12 protein-coding genes are annotated in these 15,986 nt (G+C 45.3%); 8 read left to right on the forward strand and 4 right to left on the reverse strand.

What is annotated here, in order from left to right; all coding sequences use genetic code 11:
* Window positions 1-214 precede the first annotated feature (214 nt).
* The 5 genes from tatA (at window position 215) to O9334_RS15220 (ending at window position 5,523) form a co-directional block, all read left to right on the forward strand.
* Entirely contained in the window at window positions 215-391 is a 177-nt protein-coding gene (tatA, locus tag O9334_RS15200) for a twin-arginine translocase TatA/TatE family subunit (RefSeq protein WP_045359939.1), read from the forward strand.
* A 931-nt stretch (window positions 392-1,322) separates the two neighbouring features.
* A complete protein-coding gene (gene hoxE, locus O9334_RS15205; RefSeq protein WP_002762924.1) occupies window positions 1,323-1,832 on the forward strand; it encodes a bidirectional hydrogenase complex protein HoxE in 510 nt (169 codons plus the stop codon).
* A gap of 28 nt (window positions 1,833-1,860) precedes the next feature.
* Window positions 1,861-3,468, forward strand: a complete 1,608-nt coding sequence (nuoF, locus tag O9334_RS15210) for an NADH-quinone oxidoreductase subunit NuoF (RefSeq protein ID WP_045359936.1) — start codon at window positions 1,861-1,863, stop codon at window positions 3,466-3,468.
* A gap of 122 nt (window positions 3,469-3,590) precedes the next feature.
* A complete protein-coding gene (locus O9334_RS15215; protein WP_288000921.1) occupies window positions 3,591-4,076 on the forward strand; it encodes a Tic20 family protein in 486 nt (161 codons plus the stop codon).
* 73 nt (window positions 4,077-4,149) lie between these two features.
* Entirely contained in the window at window positions 4,150-5,523 is a 1,374-nt protein-coding gene (locus O9334_RS15220) for a gluconeogenesis factor YvcK family protein (RefSeq protein ID WP_045359934.1), read from the forward strand.
* A 306-nt stretch (window positions 5,524-5,829) separates the two neighbouring features.
* Here O9334_RS15220 and O9334_RS15225 read toward each other — a convergent pair whose 3' ends face one another.
* From O9334_RS15225 to O9334_RS15235, 3 genes are all read right to left on the reverse strand, one after another.
* Window positions 5,830-6,567, reverse strand: coding sequence for an ABC transporter ATP-binding protein (locus O9334_RS15225; protein WP_045359933.1), 738 nt, complete (start codon window positions 6,565-6,567; stop codon window positions 5,830-5,832).
* A 195-nt stretch (window positions 6,568-6,762) separates the two neighbouring features.
* Window positions 6,763-6,987 carry a ferredoxin family protein gene (locus tag O9334_RS15230; RefSeq protein WP_045359981.1) on the reverse strand — a complete coding sequence of 75 codons (225 nt, stop codon included), beginning with the start codon at window positions 6,985-6,987 and terminating at the stop codon, window positions 6,763-6,765.
* 95 nt (window positions 6,988-7,082) lie between these two features.
* On the reverse strand, window positions 7,083-8,765 hold the full coding sequence (locus O9334_RS15235; RefSeq protein WP_288000923.1) for a glycosyltransferase: 1,683 nt from the start codon (window positions 8,763-8,765) through the stop codon (window positions 7,083-7,085).
* A 196-nt stretch (window positions 8,766-8,961) separates the two neighbouring features.
* Between O9334_RS15235 and tyrS the strand changes: the two genes are divergently transcribed.
* Window positions 8,962-10,179, forward strand: a complete 1,218-nt coding sequence (gene tyrS / locus O9334_RS15240) for a tyrosine--tRNA ligase (protein ID WP_045359931.1) — start codon at window positions 8,962-8,964, stop codon at window positions 10,177-10,179.
* 16 nt (window positions 10,180-10,195) lie between these two features.
* On the opposite strand, the gene O9334_RS15245 is transcribed toward tyrS, so the two are convergent.
* Complete coding sequence (locus O9334_RS15245) at window positions 10,196-10,432, reverse strand: ferredoxin-thioredoxin reductase variable chain (protein ID WP_045359930.1); 237 nt, start codon at window positions 10,430-10,432, stop codon at window positions 10,196-10,198.
* A 254-nt stretch (window positions 10,433-10,686) separates the two neighbouring features.
* Between O9334_RS15245 and carB the strand changes: the two genes are divergently transcribed.
* Both carB and O9334_RS15255 read left to right on the forward strand, forming a co-directional pair.
* The gene (carB, locus tag O9334_RS15250; RefSeq protein WP_288000925.1) at window positions 10,687-13,932 is read left to right on the forward strand and encodes a carbamoyl-phosphate synthase large subunit; all 3,246 of its coding nucleotides are present in this window, start codon (window positions 10,687-10,689) and stop codon (window positions 13,930-13,932) included.
* A gap of 150 nt (window positions 13,933-14,082) precedes the next feature.
* The gene (locus O9334_RS15255; RefSeq protein WP_288000927.1) at window positions 14,083-15,486 is read left to right on the forward strand and encodes a TldD/PmbA family protein; all 1,404 of its coding nucleotides are present in this window, start codon (window positions 14,083-14,085) and stop codon (window positions 15,484-15,486) included.
* The last annotated feature ends 500 nt before the right edge of the window (window positions 15,487-15,986 follow it).

Below are 15,986 nucleotides of genomic sequence, written 5' to 3' on the forward strand. Positions count from 1 at the left end.
CAAAAGTCAAAAGGGAAGAAAAATATGTGTACCTCACTAGCTTATAGCGGTGTGCAGTCGTATTAGGTACAGTGTCACAAGCTATAAACCATGCTAGGCAAAGCTTGGTCTGTATCTCACTCAAGCGCTTACCGCTATATCAGTTATTACCGTTAAGTTTCCGACTCCTGAATTCTGACTCCTTTGTCTTTTTTTACTTTTTACTTTCAAGATTATGTTTGGATTAGGTTGGCCAGAAATAGTAATTATTACCGTGGTTGTTGTCCTGATATTTGGACCGAAAAAAATACCCGAATTTGGGGCAGCTTTGGGGAAAACTTTACGGGGATTTAAAGAAGAAATCAATAAAGATGATCAAGAAAGTGAAGACAGTGACGAGAAGATGAGATAAATTTCCCTCTTGACTAAGTTGGTAGAGCAAGTTTCTTTGTTCTATGTTAAGATGTTGAGGGCTTCGTTTTTGGGTCTGATTTGTTGTTGTTAATGATCAGACAGTACCTGATGAGCCTTTCTCTGTCAACTCTTGAGGTTGATGCGTTTCATTTTTGAATTGGCGATGGATAATTCTTGACAAATGAGGTTAAATTTATCTTCAAGAGGTTAGGGAATGGGCTTAACAAAAATTAACTTGATCAGGGTTGACAAACTTTCCTTGAACCACTTCATCAATGAAGTAGTCGTGCAGAATTTTGCTATTTTTGAGAGAGGCACTCTGGCACGGGGCAGCTTTTTACGCCATTCCCCATCTCCTAATCCCTGACTGATGACTGATAACAGAAAAATGGCGTTGTCAGATCAGAAATTGAAAGATGCAATGCAATCCTTGCTACCCTTCGACTTGGCTCAGGGCAAGTCAAAGTAATTTCAGTTCCGGGCTGATTCGGAGCATCTTTCAATTTGACAACGCCTATTGTAGGGCTAATTCCGGAATTAGCCCTACACCTATTACCTAGCTATATTCCACTGCTAAATCGAGCGACCCCTTCGACTTGGCTCAGGGCAAGTCTTGTTCCCCACTTAAGCCCAACTATCGGCACTATTCGTTCATTAAACACTAATTGAAAGATGCCATGCAATCCTTGCTACCCTTCGACTTGGCTCAGGGCAAGTCAAAGTAATTTCAGTTCCGGGCTGATTCGGAGCATCTTTCAATTTGACAACGCCGAAAAATCCCCTATCCCCCAATAACTAAAGGAAAGATAAAGTTATCGATCGCCCTCCGGAGCCAGTGTCAGAATAAAAGCAGGGAGATGACCAAGGAAAACCCATAACTCTCCATCTCTTTCCCGTCATCGCCCCTAAAATTTATTTGGTTCAGATTTATGCAAACTGCCAATCCTCGTCAAACGGAGAAAAAAGAGCATCCCAGTGGCGATAAACGCTTCAAAGTCCTCGACATCACCATGAAGCGGGCAGGATATAATCAATCAGCCCTGATTGAAGTCCTGCACAAGGCCCAAGAAGCTTTCGGATTCCTAGAAGAAGATGTTCTCCTCTACGTTGCCCGGGCGCTAAAACTGCCCCTCAGTCGCGTCTATGGGGTAGCAACCTTCTACCATCTCTTTTCCCTGAAACCGGCGGGAAAACACACCTGTATCATCTGTATGGGGACTGCTTGTTATGTCAAAGGCAGCGGCAAAATCCTCGAAGACATCGAAAACGCCTTTGATGTCAAAGTGGGAGAAACCACCGCCGATGGAGAAATTTCCCTAGTGTCGGCCCGTTGTATCGGGGCCTGTGGGATTGCGCCGGCCGTGGTCTTCGATGGAGTCGTGGCCCCTAAACAAGATTCGGAAACTGTCTTAGCAAAACTACAGAGTTTCTCCCAGTAATTTTTCACTCTAGTGGATTGAGAAGAATATGGACTTACAAGAATTATTGGCAGTGGCCGAGAAGGAAAAAGCTAGACAAAAAAGCATCCGGGTGCATTGTTGCACTTCCACCGGTTGCCAAGCTGCTAACTCCCTCCAAATCGAAAAAAACCTCGCCACTGCCGTCAAAGAAGCAGACCTAGGGGATAAAGTCGAAGTGGTGGGGGTCGGTTGTATGGGTTTTTGTGGTCGCGGTCCGTTGGTGGAAGTGGATCCCCAGGACCTCTTATACGAAGAAGTCACCCCGGAAAGTGCGGCCAGCATTATTGCAGCCTTAAACGGCGGCAAAACCGAGGTGCAATTAGGGGACTCAAAACATCCCTTTTTCTCCCATCAAGTCAAAATTGTCCGGGAAAATAGCGGTAAAATCGATCCCGATCGCATTGAGGAATATATCGCCGTCGGGGGTTATCAATCTCTCTACAAGGCCCTCTACGAGATGACTCCGGCCCAGGTGGTGGAGGAAATCACCCAAAGCGGTTTGCGTGGCCGGGGCGGTGCCGGTTATCCCACCGGTTTAAAATGGGCGACGGTGGCTAAACAACCGGGTAAACAAAAATACGTTATCTGTAATGCCGATGAAGGGGATCCCGGGGCGTTTATGGACCGCAGTGTTTTGGAAAGTGACCCCCATTTAGTCCTGGAAGGAATGGCGATCGCTGCCTATGCCGTGGGGGCCGATCATGGTTATATCTATGTTAGGGCTGAATATCCCCTAGCGATCGATCGTCTGCAAAAAGCGATTAATCAGGCCAAAAAATTCGGTTTAATGGGTTCCCAAGTATTCGAGTCCACTTTCGATTTTAAGCTGGATATCCGCATCGGGGCGGGAGCTTTTGTCTGTGGAGAGGAAACCGCTCTCATCCATTCCATCGAAGGCGGCCGCGGCACTCCCCGCACCCGTCCCCCCTATCCGGCCCAATCGGGCCTCGATGGTTGTCCCACCCTGATTAATAACGTCGAGTCCTACGCTAATATCGCCGCTATTATCCGCGAGGGGGCCGCTTGGTACGCCAATATCGGTACTGCCAGCAGTAAAGGCACAAAAATCTTCGCTTTAACGGGAAAAATCCGCAATAATGGGCTGATTGAAGTGCCGATGGGTATTACTCTCCGGGAAATTGTCGAGGAGATGGGGGGTGGTATTCCCGATGGTCAGGTGAAAGCGGTACAAACCGGCGGCCCCTCTGGGGGTTGTATTCCCGCTAATTTACTCGATACTCCCGTAGATTACGAATCCTTAGCCAAACTCGGTTCGATGATGGGATCTGGGGGGATGGTGGTCATGGATGATACCACCAGTATGGTGGAAGTGGCGAAATTCTATATGGAATTCTGTCGCGAGGAGTCCTGTGGTAAATGTATCCCCTGTCGCACGGGAACAGTACAAATGTTTGAATTATTGGCCAAAATTATCGCTCGAAAGGCCGATATTCACGACCTCGAAAACCTAGAACATCTCTGTCAAATGGTCAAGGAAACCAGTCTTTGCGGTCTTGGTCAAAGCGCTCCCAATCCGATTTTAAGTACCCTAAAGTATTTTAAGGAGGAATATCTGGCTCTGTTAGAGGAAATCAAGCACCCCGTCTCTGTTTGAGAATAACTCGATCGAGGTTCAAGAATGTTCGGCCTCGATCAATTTCTTCAGTTACGCGAAGTCTGGTGGGCTGCCGGGTTATCTTGGAGGGAGTTAGCAGTAGTCTCAGGAGACAATAGATTATGACTTGGCGCGGCTCAACCGATACAAAAGATCGCATTTTTGCAGCTTTAGTATATCTTTTACCCTTATATTCGGCTTTTGCCTTCGGTATCTTTATCTTTCAGCAAATCCCTTTCTTAGGAGCGGCCTTAGTAATAGTTTTAGCTCCCTTAGCTTTTCTCTATAGTTCTCTGGGAAGCTTTGGCAGTTTAATTATCTTTTTCGTCCTCTTTTTCGCCGTGGTACGCAATCCCCGCATCAGTCATTTTATCCGGTTTAACACCATGCAGGCGATTTTAATCGATATTTTGGTGTATTTATTGGGATTGGTCTTAGGTTTCGTCGCTAGGGGTTTAGGGGCGAATTTAGTGGTAGAAACTCTTTTTAACGTCGTCTTTTTGGGAGCATTTGCCGCCTGTGTTTACAGCATTATACAGTCGGTTATCGGCAAATACGCCGATATTCCCACAATTTCCGATGCGGCCTATTCCCAGGTGGGAGGTTAGGTCAGCTTGAGTTTGTTCCCTTTTTCGGCTACAGTCTCTCCAGAATCAATGCGTTCGCTGCCAGGCCACATCTATGAGTCCATTTAAACAGACCCTACGGGAACTCAACGCTCAGAAGGGGAAAATAGCCGCTTCTGTGGGCAGAAAAACGCCTAAACGGGTTAATCGTTGGTTTAAATGGCTTTCTCCCGGTCTTTTTGTCAAACGCTGGCTTTTAATCAGTTTAAGCGGCGTTTTTCTCACCTCCTTCGGTTTGGCTATTTGGGTAAAATTAACCCCGGTTAATCGCTTTTTAGAGTTTGTTTCCCAAGCATTAGAAACGATCGCCCGTTTGGTCCCCAATTCTGTTTCCGGGCCGCTGGCGGTTTTGTTGGGTGTCTTTTTGTTATTCTGGGGTCAGAGTCGCACCGTCGAAACGATTACAGAAGCACTACAACCGGACGCATCGGAGGAATTAGTCGATCGCCTACGGGCCCATCGTCGTCTCCATCGCGGCCCGAAAATTGTGGCGATCGGTGGCGGTACGGGTTTATCGACGCTTTTACGCGGTTTAAAACAGTATAGTTCCAATATCACCGCTATTGTCACCGTAGCTGATGATGGCGGTTCTTCGGGCCGATTACGCCGGGAAATGGGCATTTTACCCCCGGGGGATATTCGCAATTGTATCGCCGCTTTAGCCGATGAGGAAAAGTTATTAACGGAATTGTTTCAATATCGCTTTCATGCCGGGGATGGTTTATCGGGCCACAGTTTTGGTAATTTATTTATCAGCGCTATGACCGAGATTACCGGCGATCTGGAACAGGCGATCGATGCTAGTGCCAAAGTTTTGGCGATTCGTGGGAAAGTTCTACCTGCTACCCTTACCGATGTTAGTCTCTGGGCTAAGTTAGCCGATGGGCGCATTATTGAGGGAGAATCGAAGATAACCGAAGCTATGGGGCAAATTCGTCAGATTGGCTGTCATCCTGCCGATCCGGTAGCTTTACCGGCTGCTTTAGCGGCGATCAAGGAGGCAGATTATATTATTATCGGGCCGGGTAGTCTTTATACCAGTATTATCCCTAATTTGTTGGTTCCCGCCATTCGTCAGGCCCTAGCACAGGTGACAGTCCCCCGCGTCTATGTTTGTAATATTATGACCCAGCCGGGGGAAACGGATAATTATTCGGTGGCTGATCATATTCGGGCGATCGAAAAAGTCTGCGAGGAACGCATCTTTGATGCGGTTTTAGCCCAAAGAACTGCACCATCACCCCAATCCCTACAATTATACGCCCAAGAGCATAGTCATCCTGTGTTTTTAGATCGCGAGGAAGTGGGAAAAATGGGTTATCGCATTGTTTTAGCGAATGTAATGGCAGAAGATGAAGTTACTGCCAAAGTTAGTCATGATCCCCAACGTTTAGCCCGAGTTTTATGGCGCTGGTATGCTAAAAAGTGAAACAATGCCCACTTTTTTATTCCCCTTACGGCAGTTATCTTAATGGTGAGAGTCGTCAGTTATCAGTTATCAGTTAAGTAGTCGTGCAAAATTAATTTCCTAGTGAAGATAGGCAAGAGGCACTCTTGCAAGAGGCAAGAGGTGGTTAGATATGTGTAATTAATTTTGCTTAGGTACTTATCAGTTATCAGATTTGAGTTTTTAGTTGTGAGTTTTCAGTTCACTGTTTACTGTTTACTGTTCAATGAAAATGCTCCCCACACCCCACACCCCACACCCCACACCCCTCTCCTATACCTTTTAAAATTAATTCTTTCCTGGTGCGCCATGGTGGGCTGCACCGAGGTATAATTCCCCTACTTTCGGGTTATTGAGTAAATCTTGACCCGATCCCTGAAAACGATCTTGACCACTTTCTAAAACATAACCTCGATCGGACATCATTAGGGCTTTTTTGGCATTCTGTTCCACTAAAATAATGGCAGTTCCCCTCTGATTAATCGCTTTTATCTGTTCAAAAACGCTGGTTACTAAGATAGGAGATAAAGCTGCCGAAGGTTCATCGAGAATTAATAATTCCGGCTCCAACATCAGCGCTCTTCCCATGGCTAACATCTGTCTTTCTCCTCCGGATAAAGTGCCAGCTTTCTGACGACGGCGCTCAAGCAAACGGGGAAACATGGCATAAATACGCTTTTTTAGCGGTTTAATCGCTTCTTTACTGGTAAAAGCCCCCATTTCCAGATTTTCCTCGATGCTCAGGGATGGAAAAACATTAGCAATTTGGGGAACATAACCCATACCGAGGGGAACGATTTGATTAGATTTCCAACCAGTGATATTTTTTCCCTTAAAAGTGATAGTTCCAGCACTGGGTTTTAATAAACCAAAAATCGTCTTAGCGAGGGTAGATTTTCCCGCACCATTGGGACCGATAACCGTGACTAATTCCCCCGGTGCAATGCGAAAGTTAACCCCTTGCAATATGTATAAATCCTGCACATAACCAGCATAAACTTGTTCAACTTCTAAAAGATAATCCATAATAAGGTAAAAAGGAGATAGGAGAGAGTAATATGAATTATGAACTATGAATTGGGGAGCATTTTCAGTGAACAGTAATCACTGATCAGTAAACAGTGAAAAGACAGTAGGAAACTGCTATTTAATACTGCTCACTTAATACATACTGCTCACTTAAAACTTACATCTGATAACTGATAACTGATAACTGATAAATTAGGGAGTTTTTTGTAAATCGGGACGTTCTTGTGGCAGAATTGCACCTTCGACGGGACATACTTGTAGACAGATACCACAGTCGATACAAGTGGCAAAATCAATCCAATACCAATCGGTTCCTTTAACATTTTTACCCGGTCCGGGATGGATGCAAGCAACGGGACAAGCGGAAACGCAATCGGCAACCCCTTCACAAATTCCAGTGACGATCGAATGTGGCACAGTGTTTTCTCCTCTAATTCTTAACATTACTTTACCACTTTTAGGCGCTGCCGTGCCAAGATCGGATCGTTGTTAGGAAACTTTCCCTTAATTCCCTAAAATATTGGGAGTTTTTTCTTGATCTTAGCAAGAAGTAAAATAGGAGTCTTCCACAGGGTTTTTACTATTCCCTTACGGGAAGACAAATAGTTGATTTCTTCCTGTAATTTCTGATTATTTGTCTGGAGATTCTTATTATTTTCTAATTCTTTTAGGTATATTTCCATACCTTGCATAGTACGATAATCTTGCTGTTGTTTGAGATACATCATCTGTTGTGATTCCTGTAATTTTCTTAACTCTAACCAGACTTGATTTTGGCTTAATTCCTTAGTTTCACTGAGCGCATACCAGAGAAAATTAGTGATTTCTTCAGCTATTTTTTGATTAACTTCAAAAAGCTCGATAATATCAATTTGTTCGGGGGAAATTTGGGGGTATAACTTTCTTAAAGCTTGGGCGATATCAGAGGAAAAAGCGATGATTCTAGAAGCGGACAAAATTGCATAGTGTTTTTCTAAATCTACCGGTAACTTGCCGTTTTCTTCTGGGGATTCATAAGCAAGAAAAAGTAGAGAAGGAGTGGTTAAGGGACTGGTATAAAAAGTGGAAATAAATAAATTAGCCTGTAGGCGATCGCAAATAGCTTGAATTTTTCTGGCATCCTTTCCCGTACAATTATAATCGTAGGATTCTGCAGGCCAATATTTAAATTCTTCCCATCTTGGTGCGCTGTTATTTCTATCTAAAATAACAATGTGTTGACTAAATTCTAATTGACTCCAATGCTCTAGAATTGAAGACCAAACCCTGGCTAATTTTCGTTGCTCAAGTTGAAAAATCACGCCATCAATAACAATAATTGGGCATCTCTTCTGGGAGATAGCTTGCATTGTTTGTAATTTTTCTCGCTCATCCTTAGTTAAAATTGTCCCTAAATCTTCCATCTTAACTGGATTGGGTTTAACTTCTAGATCCTTAATGTCAGGGTGAGGAATTTCATAGATTTTACACACTTGATAATGTTCTTGTAATGCTTGACCATTACTGCCATGTTCTAAGCCTTGGAGATTTAAATAATATAACCCTAAAATCTCAGGAATCAAAGCCATTTTTTCCCCTTGACTGCCGATTCTTAACCAAAATTCGTAATCACCAGCACAGCAAAATTTTTCCTGAAAATAACCATATTTATCGTGCAGCGTTTTTCGCCACATTGGTTGAGAACCCACACAACAACCTTGACGCATCTGTTGATAGGAGTAATTTGGCCAATTCCAATGTTTTAAAGCTGGGGTGGTGGCAAAAGTATCATTTTTAATGGTGGTAATTAATTGATCGGCATAAACTAAACTAATCTCTCTATTATTATCTAGATAATTAGCCATAATTTCCAGAGCATTGAAACAGTGACGATCATCAGTGTTCCCATTGGTGATATAGGAACCCCTAGCTAGTTTAATAGCGCGATTCCAAGCGCGGTAGAGGGTTTCTCGTTCTTTAGTTCTTTGGTAAATAATATTAGGATAGTTTTCTTGAAACTCTTGGATAATCTCCCCTTCATTCTCCGGAGAAGCACTATCGATAATAATAATTTCTACTTCTCCCTTTTCATAAAGAGTTTGAGCCACCAAATCCTCTAGACAACCCTGGATAAACTCCGCTGATTTATAGGTAGAAACAATGACAGAAACTTTGATCCTCTGCACTGGTATAGAGTTATTAAAACTAGGATTCATCAGCTTATCTTATCGCAATTCAGAACAGGGAAATTTTTTGAAATTCGGGAGAGTAAGATTTTAAGAATCTATATTTGATCGGGAGAATTGTCAAGATACTATCGACTCTTATTGGAGATACCAGTTTATTTACCTTTTGCTTGTGACTTGACATAATAAAAAACTATAATGGAAAGGCTGTGGAAAATGAGCAACGATGACCGTATCTTCCTCCCTAGACTGGCTAACCCGTGGAACCAGTGATTTATTCCCCCATCAACCCGACTCCCAAGAGCCTAGGGAAAATTTAACCCAACTACTGCAAACTACCGATCGCCCTTTAAGAATTAAACTAGGTATTGACCCCACCGGCAGCGATATTCACCTAGGTCATAGTATCCCTTTTCGGAAACTGCGTGCTTTCCAGGATGCCGGTCATGTAGCAGTGGTGATTATTGGCGATTTTACCGCTAGAATCGGCGATCCGACGGGAAAATCGGAAGTTAGAAAACAATTAACCATCGAAGAAGTGAGAGCCAATGCCGAGAATTATCTGGCACAATTACGCCCAATTTTAGATTTTAACACCCCTAATCGCCTAGAAATTCGCTATAACTCGGAATGGTTGGGGAAATTAGACCTCTCGCAAATTCTCGAACTCCTCTCCACCATGACCGTCGGGCAAATGTTGGCAAAAGAAGGCTTTTCCGAACGCTACGACCGGGAAACCCCGATTTTTCTCCATGAATTTCTCTATCCCTTAATGCAGGGTTATGATTCCGTAGCTGTCGAGGCCGATGTCGAATTGGGAGGAACCGATCAAAAATTTAATATTGCCGTCGGTCGTGATTTGCAGAAATATTTCGGCAAAAAACCGCAATTCGGGCTACTTTTACCGATTTTAATCGGAACCGATGGCAGTCAAAAAATGTCCAAATCCCTGAATAATTATGTGGGATTGCGGGAATCGGCCCTGTCCATGTACTCGAAACTGGAAAAAACCCCCGACGCTTTGTTAAAAGATTATTACGAACTATTGACAAATTTGCCATTAGATGCTATGCCGAGCAATCCGCGAGAGGCACAAAAACAACTGGCGATCGAGGTAGTTGCCCAGTTTCACGGGGAAGAGGAGGCATTAAAAGCACAAAAAACGGCGCAGGAGATAGTTCTACAGGGAAATACAGAGGCTGCGGCTTCTGTACCCGAATTTTCCCTCGCGGCGGTCACTTTTCCCCTGAAATTATTCTATCTTCTCTCGGCCACCGGCTTGTGTAAAAGTAGCGGCGAAGGGAGAAGACAAATTCAGGGGGGCGCGGTGAGGATCGATAGCGAGAAAATCACCGATGTGGACAAAAGTTTTGAGACAGCCGAAGCTTTAACGGGAAAAGTCCTACAGGTGGGCAAAAATAAATTTATTCGCTTTGTAGCTTAAATAAGCGAAAAAGTCCCTATTCGGCGGCTTTTTCCAGGATTTCTAATTCAAAATCTCGAAAATGGGCTTTAAACTTTTTACTGAACTCGACGAGGACGGGTAGGTTGGCGCTAACCGGTCTGCCACGCCATTCGGTGACAAACGCTTTCACCTCTCCCTCTAGTCCTTTCACGTCAAAAGGCTCTGATTTGTGTTCAGGATGATGATAAACCACCACGGACTCAATTACACGAACTTGATCGCCAACTTTCATAAACTCTCTAGCGAAGACAAACGCCTATTGTATCTTTGAAAACAATCTTATCATTGTACGCGATATCAGTGATCAGTAAACAGTGATCAGCTTCTGAAGGCAAGAGGCAACAGGCTTCGGCCGTGAGCTCAGCCGAACGGCAAGAGGCAAAAGACACAAGCAAACAAGGTCATTAAACCTAAATAAAGCTTTGCGGGATCGAGGGTGACAACATATACAATGATTGGGGTTTATCCTCAAGCAAACCTAAGCCTATGCCACGCCGTGATGACTTACAGAAAATCCTAATCTTGGGCGCTGGCCCAATTGTCATCGGACAAGCCTGTGAATTCGACTATTCGGGAACTCAAGCCTGTAAAGCCCTACGAGAAGAAGGTTATGAGGTAATTTTAGTCAATTCTAACCCCGCCTCGATCATGACCGATCCAGAAATGGCCGATCGCACCTACATTGAACCAATTCTGCCGGAAATTGTCGAGAAAATTATCGCCAAAGAACGTCCTGATGCGATTCTACCGACTATGGGCGGTCAAACTGCCCTAAATACCGCCGTCGCTTTGGCCAAAAGCGGCGTTTTAGAAAAATATAACGTGGAACTGATCGGGGCAAAACTTCCCGCTATTGAAAAAGCCGAAGATAGGGAACTATTCAAAAAAGCAATGGAAAAAATCGGTGTTCCCGTCTGTCCTTCGGGGATTGCCAACAATTTAGAAGAAGCAAAAGCGATCGCCCATCAGATCGGTTCCTATCCTCTCATTATCAGGCCAGCCTTCACTTTAGGAGGAACGGGGGGCGGTATTGCCTATAACCAAGAAGAATTTGAACCGATGGCCCAGTATGGGCTAGATTGTTCGCCTACATCGCAAATTCTCGTCGAAAAATCCCTAATTGGCTGGAAAGAATACGAATTAGAGGTAATGCGCGATCTAGCCGATAACGTGGTGATCATCTGTTCGATCGAAAACTTTGACCCGATGGGAGTCCATACCGGCGACTCGATTACGGTTGCGCCCGCCCAAACCCTAACCGATAAAGAATACCAACGCCTCCGGGACTATTCTAAGGCAATTATTCGGGAAATTGGCGTAGAAACCGGCGGATCAAACATCCAATTCTCCGTTAATCCCACTAACGGCGACGTAATCGTGATTGAGATGAATCCCCGGGTTTCCCGTTCTTCGGCCCTGGCATCAAAAGCCACGGGATTCCCGATCGCTAAATTTGCCGCTAAACTAGCCGTAGGCTACACTTTAGACGAAATTCCCAACGATATCACCAAAAAAACCCCGGCTTCCTTTGAACCGACTATCGATTACGTCGTCACCAAAATTCCTCGCTTTGCCTTCGAGAAATTCCCCGGCTCCCAACCGATTCTAACCACCCAGATGAAATCCGTCGGGGAAGCCATGGCTATCGGTCGAACTTTCCAAGAATCCTTTCAAAAAGCGCTTCGCTCCCTAGAAACGGGACGTTTTGGCTTTGGTTGCGATAAAGTCGAAACTCTCCCCCCTCTCTCGGAAGTCCGGGCCGGTTTGCGGACACCTAACCCCGAACGAGTTTATAGTATCTATCATGCTTTTAAATTGGGCATGAATGGGTCGGAAATCCACGAACTAACCGGGATTGATCCCTGGTTCCTCGATAAATTGGCCGATTTGATGGAAACCGAGAAGTTTCTCAAACGAACTCCCCTGAAAAGTCTCAGCAAAGAGGACCTATTCGCCATTAAACAACAGGGGTTTAGCGATCGCCAAATCGCCTTCGCCACCAACAGCAGCGAGGACGAAGTGAGAAGTTATCGCAAGGGTTTAGGTATTGTTCCCGTTTATAAAATGGTGGATACCTGCGCGGCGGAATTTGAGGCTCTGACACCCTACTATTATTCCACCTACGAACAGGTAGAATCGGAAGTTTTACCCTCCGATAAACGCAAAGTGATGATCCTCGGTGGTGGTCCCAATCGCATCGGCCAGGGGATAGAATTTGACTACTGTTGTTGTCATGCCGCTTTTTCCCTCAGTCAAGCCGGTTTTGAGACGATTATGGTTAACTCTAACCCGGAAACTGTCTCCACCGATTACGATACCAGCGATCGCCTTTACTTTGAACCCCTGACTAAAGAAGATGTCTTAAATATCATCGAAGCGGAACAACCAGAGGGTTTAATTATTCAATTCGGTGGGCAAACTCCCTTAAAACTGGCGGTTCCCCTGCAAAAATATTTAGAATCGCCTAATTGTCCCGTAAATACCAAAATTTGGGGAACTTCACCCGATTCGATCGATGCCGCCGAAGATCGAGAACGGTTTGAAAAAATCCTCCGAGAATTAGATATCCGACAACCCCCCAACGGTATTGCCCGCAATTTCCAAGAATCCCAAGCGGTGGCTCAACGCATCGGTTATCCTGTAGTAGTACGTCCGTCCTACGTTTTGGGCGGTCGGGCGATGGAAATAGTCTATTCCGATAGCGAATTGGAACGCTATATGAAGTACGCGGTACAGATAGAACCGGATCACCCGATTTTAATCGATAAATTCCTCGAAAATGCCATCGAAGTGGATGTGGATGCCCTGTCAGATACAACGGGAACGGTAGTTATCGGGGGATTAATGGAACATATCGAACAAGCGGGCGTACATTCGGGCGATTCTGCCTGTTCTATCCCCCATACGTCCCTGAGCGCCCCGGTTTTAACCACAATTCGACAATGGACGGTGGAACTAGCGAAAGCTTTAAAAGTAATCGGTTTGATGAATATCCAGTATGCGGTACAGGGGGAGACAGTTTATATCTTAGAAGCGAATCCCCGGGCTAGTCGTACCGTTCCCTACGTTTCCAAAGCGACGGGAGTTCCTCTGGCAAAAGTTGCCTCCCTCGTCATGTCGGGCCGAACCCTGACGGAATTGGGTATCATCAGCGAAGCAATTCCCCGTCATATTGCCGTCAAAGAAGCGGTTTTACCCTTCCAGAAGTTCCCCGGCGCTGATACTCTCCTGGGGCCAGAAATGCGTTCTACAGGCGAAGTAATGGGGATTGACAGCGATTTTGGCAAAGCTTTCGCTAAAGCGGAAATGGCCGCCGGCGTGATTTTAGCCACCAGTGGGACGGTTTTTGTCTCGATGAATGATCGCGATAAAACCCCCATGGTTCCCGTGGTTAAGGATCTGCAATCCCTCGGTTTTCGCGTCGTCGCCACTTCGGGAACTCGTGAAGTTTTGTTAGAAAACGGTTGCGAAAATATCGATTTAGTGCTAAAAATTCACGAAGGCCGTCCCCACGTTATCGATTGGATCAAAAATGACTGGATTCAGTTTATTGTCAATACTCCCAGTGGTGAAGAATCCCAAAACGATGGCCGACAAATTCGCCGTACTGCCCTCGATTATAAGTTACCAATTATCACCACTATCGCTGGGGCAAAAGCGACAGTAGCGGCCTTAAAATCCCTGCAATCCCAACCTTTAGAGGTGAAAGCTTTACAGGATTATCTCGCCTAATTTCAGTTATCAGTTATCAGTTATCAGTTATCAGTGAGCAGTTAGAAAGGGGATATAGGGGTTTAGGGAAATTTCAGCCAAATGCCCCACTACCCCACTACCCTATCACACCCCACACCCCATCTCCCCACACCCCACTTCCTAATTCCTATGACCGATACTATCACCGACTATAAAAACCTAATTAGTGAACTGATTAACCGTTATAAAAACCGCGTCGATTTCCTGACAATTCGTCTGGAAGAAGCGCGGGGGACTAATATTCTACTGCGTTCCGAACGAGTAGAAACCCTCAGCGAAGGTATTGCTATCGGTGGTCAGGTACGCGCCTGTTATAAAGGAGGTTGGGGATTTGCCAGCTTTAATCAATTATCCAGTTTACAGGAACGATTAGAAGATGCGATCGCTGCTGCCCGTTTAATTGGGGAAGAAGAAACCCTGATTGCTCCAGTAGAACCTGTAATTATCTCCTGTGAATTGCCTTTAACGGGAACCGACCCCCGTTTAGTGCCATTAGCCGATAAAAAAGCCCTCTGCGATCGCTATAATAACTTACTGCGTCAACACCATGCCAGTATTGCCACCACTTCCGTCCGTTACAGCGATAGCAGTCAACATATTCTTTTAGGCACTTCTGACGGGACTTTAATCGAACAAAAATGGTCGGACTTAGAAATGCGTTTTTCGGCCACCGCTAGGGATGGCGACAGCGTACAAACGGGCCGGGAAACCACGGGATCCCGAAAAGCTTTCGAGGATCTGGTCAATTTAGAAGAACAGGTGCAAGGGTCGGCTAAACGGGCCGTACAAGCCCTAGTTTTGCCCCCTGTCAAGGGCGATACCTACACCGTCGTCATCGATCCCATTTTAACCGGTCTGTTCGTCCATGAGGCTTTTGGCCACCTTTCCGAGGCAGATATGTTATACGAAAATCCCGACCTTTTGGAAGTGATGAGTATGGGCAAACGTTTCGGACCAGATAACCTGCAAATCTTTGACGGGGCAGGTCCAGAAGGTCATCGGGGCAGTTATTTTTATGACGATGAGGGAACCCCCGCGACGACGACTCAGTTAATTAAAGATGGGGTTTTGGTGGGAAGACTGCATTCGCGGGAAACGGCGGGCAAATTAGGCGAAAAACCGACCGGTAACGCCCGTTGTCTCAATTATCATTATCCGCCCATTGTCCGCATGACCAACACTTGGATTGAACGGGGAACCACTCCCGTTAAAGAGTTATTTTCGGGGATAAAAACGGGAGTTTATGCCCAAAATTGGCAGGGAGGCATGACTAACGGCGAAATGTTCACTTTTAGTGCCGGGGAAGCTTGGATGATTCGCGATGGAGAAATTGCTGAACCCGTTAAAGATGTGACTCTCTCCGGTAATGTCTTTAAAACCCTAGCCAATATTGAGGCAATTGGTGATGATTTCTACTGGGATGAGTCGGGGGGCTGCGGAAAAGGGGGTCAAAGTGGTTTACCGGTTGGCTGCGGTGGCCCCAGTCTCCGTATCCGCGATGTGGTGGTGGGGGGAGAAGCAGATATTCAGTAATCAGCTTCTGAAGGCAAGAGGCAGCAGGCCCCGAGGCGCTCACTCAGATGATGATTTTTTCGAGGGTTTTCCGACGGTGACAAGAGAAGGAGTTATTAGCTTACTTGAAGAATTTGAAAAAGAGTTTATTGATAGGGTAGCGTAAAATCGGGCCTCTTTTAGACGAATGTATTGACCGAAGATTAATGGGGGAGTTTACCTATAATGTCGGCTTGAAGGCTCTCGGTTTCACCTCGGAGATGAAAGGTTCCGCCAGCATAGAACAGCACTTCGACAAGCTCAGTGTCCACACTTCGACACATTTCGACACATTTCGACAAGCTCAATGTAAAGGCTCAATGTAAAGGCTCAGTGACACGAGCACGACTAAGAATAACTCTAATCTATAGTTGCCAATTTAATTTTAGTATGCTAGAGTAGTTTGCGTGGTAGGTCGATAACGCAAAATGTTTGTTTTAGAGTACAAGCTTAGAGGAAAACCATCTCAATATCAAGCCATT

Source organism: Microcystis sp. LE19-8.1F, assembly GCF_027531715.1.
In the GTDB taxonomy this organism is placed as follows: Bacteria; Cyanobacteriota; Cyanobacteriia; order Cyanobacteriales; family Microcystaceae; genus Microcystis; species Microcystis wesenbergii_A.

Bases quoted from the DNA above. Each gene is read 5' to 3' on its own strand.
- tatA (WP_045359939.1), top strand. From the start codon at position 215: ATGTTTGGATTAGGTTGGCCAGAAATAGTAATTATTACCGTGGTTGTT.
- hoxE (WP_002762924.1), top strand. From the start codon at position 1,323: ATGCAAACTGCCAATCCTCGTCAAACGGAGAAAAAAGAGCATCCCAGT.
- nuoF (WP_045359936.1), top strand. From the start codon at position 1,861: ATGGACTTACAAGAATTATTGGCAGTGGCCGAGAAGGAAAAAGCTAGA.
- O9334_RS15215 (WP_288000921.1), top strand. From the start codon at position 3,591: ATGACTTGGCGCGGCTCAACCGATACAAAAGATCGCATTTTTGCAGCT.
- O9334_RS15220 (WP_045359934.1), top strand. From the start codon at position 4,150: ATGAGTCCATTTAAACAGACCCTACGGGAACTCAACGCTCAGAAGGGG.
- O9334_RS15225 (WP_045359933.1), bottom strand. From the start codon at position 6,567: ATGGATTATCTTTTAGAAGTTGAACAAGTTTATGCTGGTTATGTGCAG.
- O9334_RS15235 (WP_288000923.1), bottom strand. From the start codon at position 8,765: ATGAATCCTAGTTTTAATAACTCTATACCAGTGCAGAGGATCAAAGTT.
- tyrS (WP_045359931.1), top strand. From the start codon at position 8,962: ATGACCGTATCTTCCTCCCTAGACTGGCTAACCCGTGGAACCAGTGAT.
- O9334_RS15245 (WP_045359930.1), bottom strand. From the start codon at position 10,432: ATGAAAGTTGGCGATCAAGTTCGTGTAATTGAGTCCGTGGTGGTTTAT.
- carB (WP_288000925.1), top strand. From the start codon at position 10,687: ATGCCACGCCGTGATGACTTACAGAAAATCCTAATCTTGGGCGCTGGC.
- O9334_RS15255 (WP_288000927.1), top strand. From the start codon at position 14,083: ATGACCGATACTATCACCGACTATAAAAACCTAATTAGTGAACTGATT.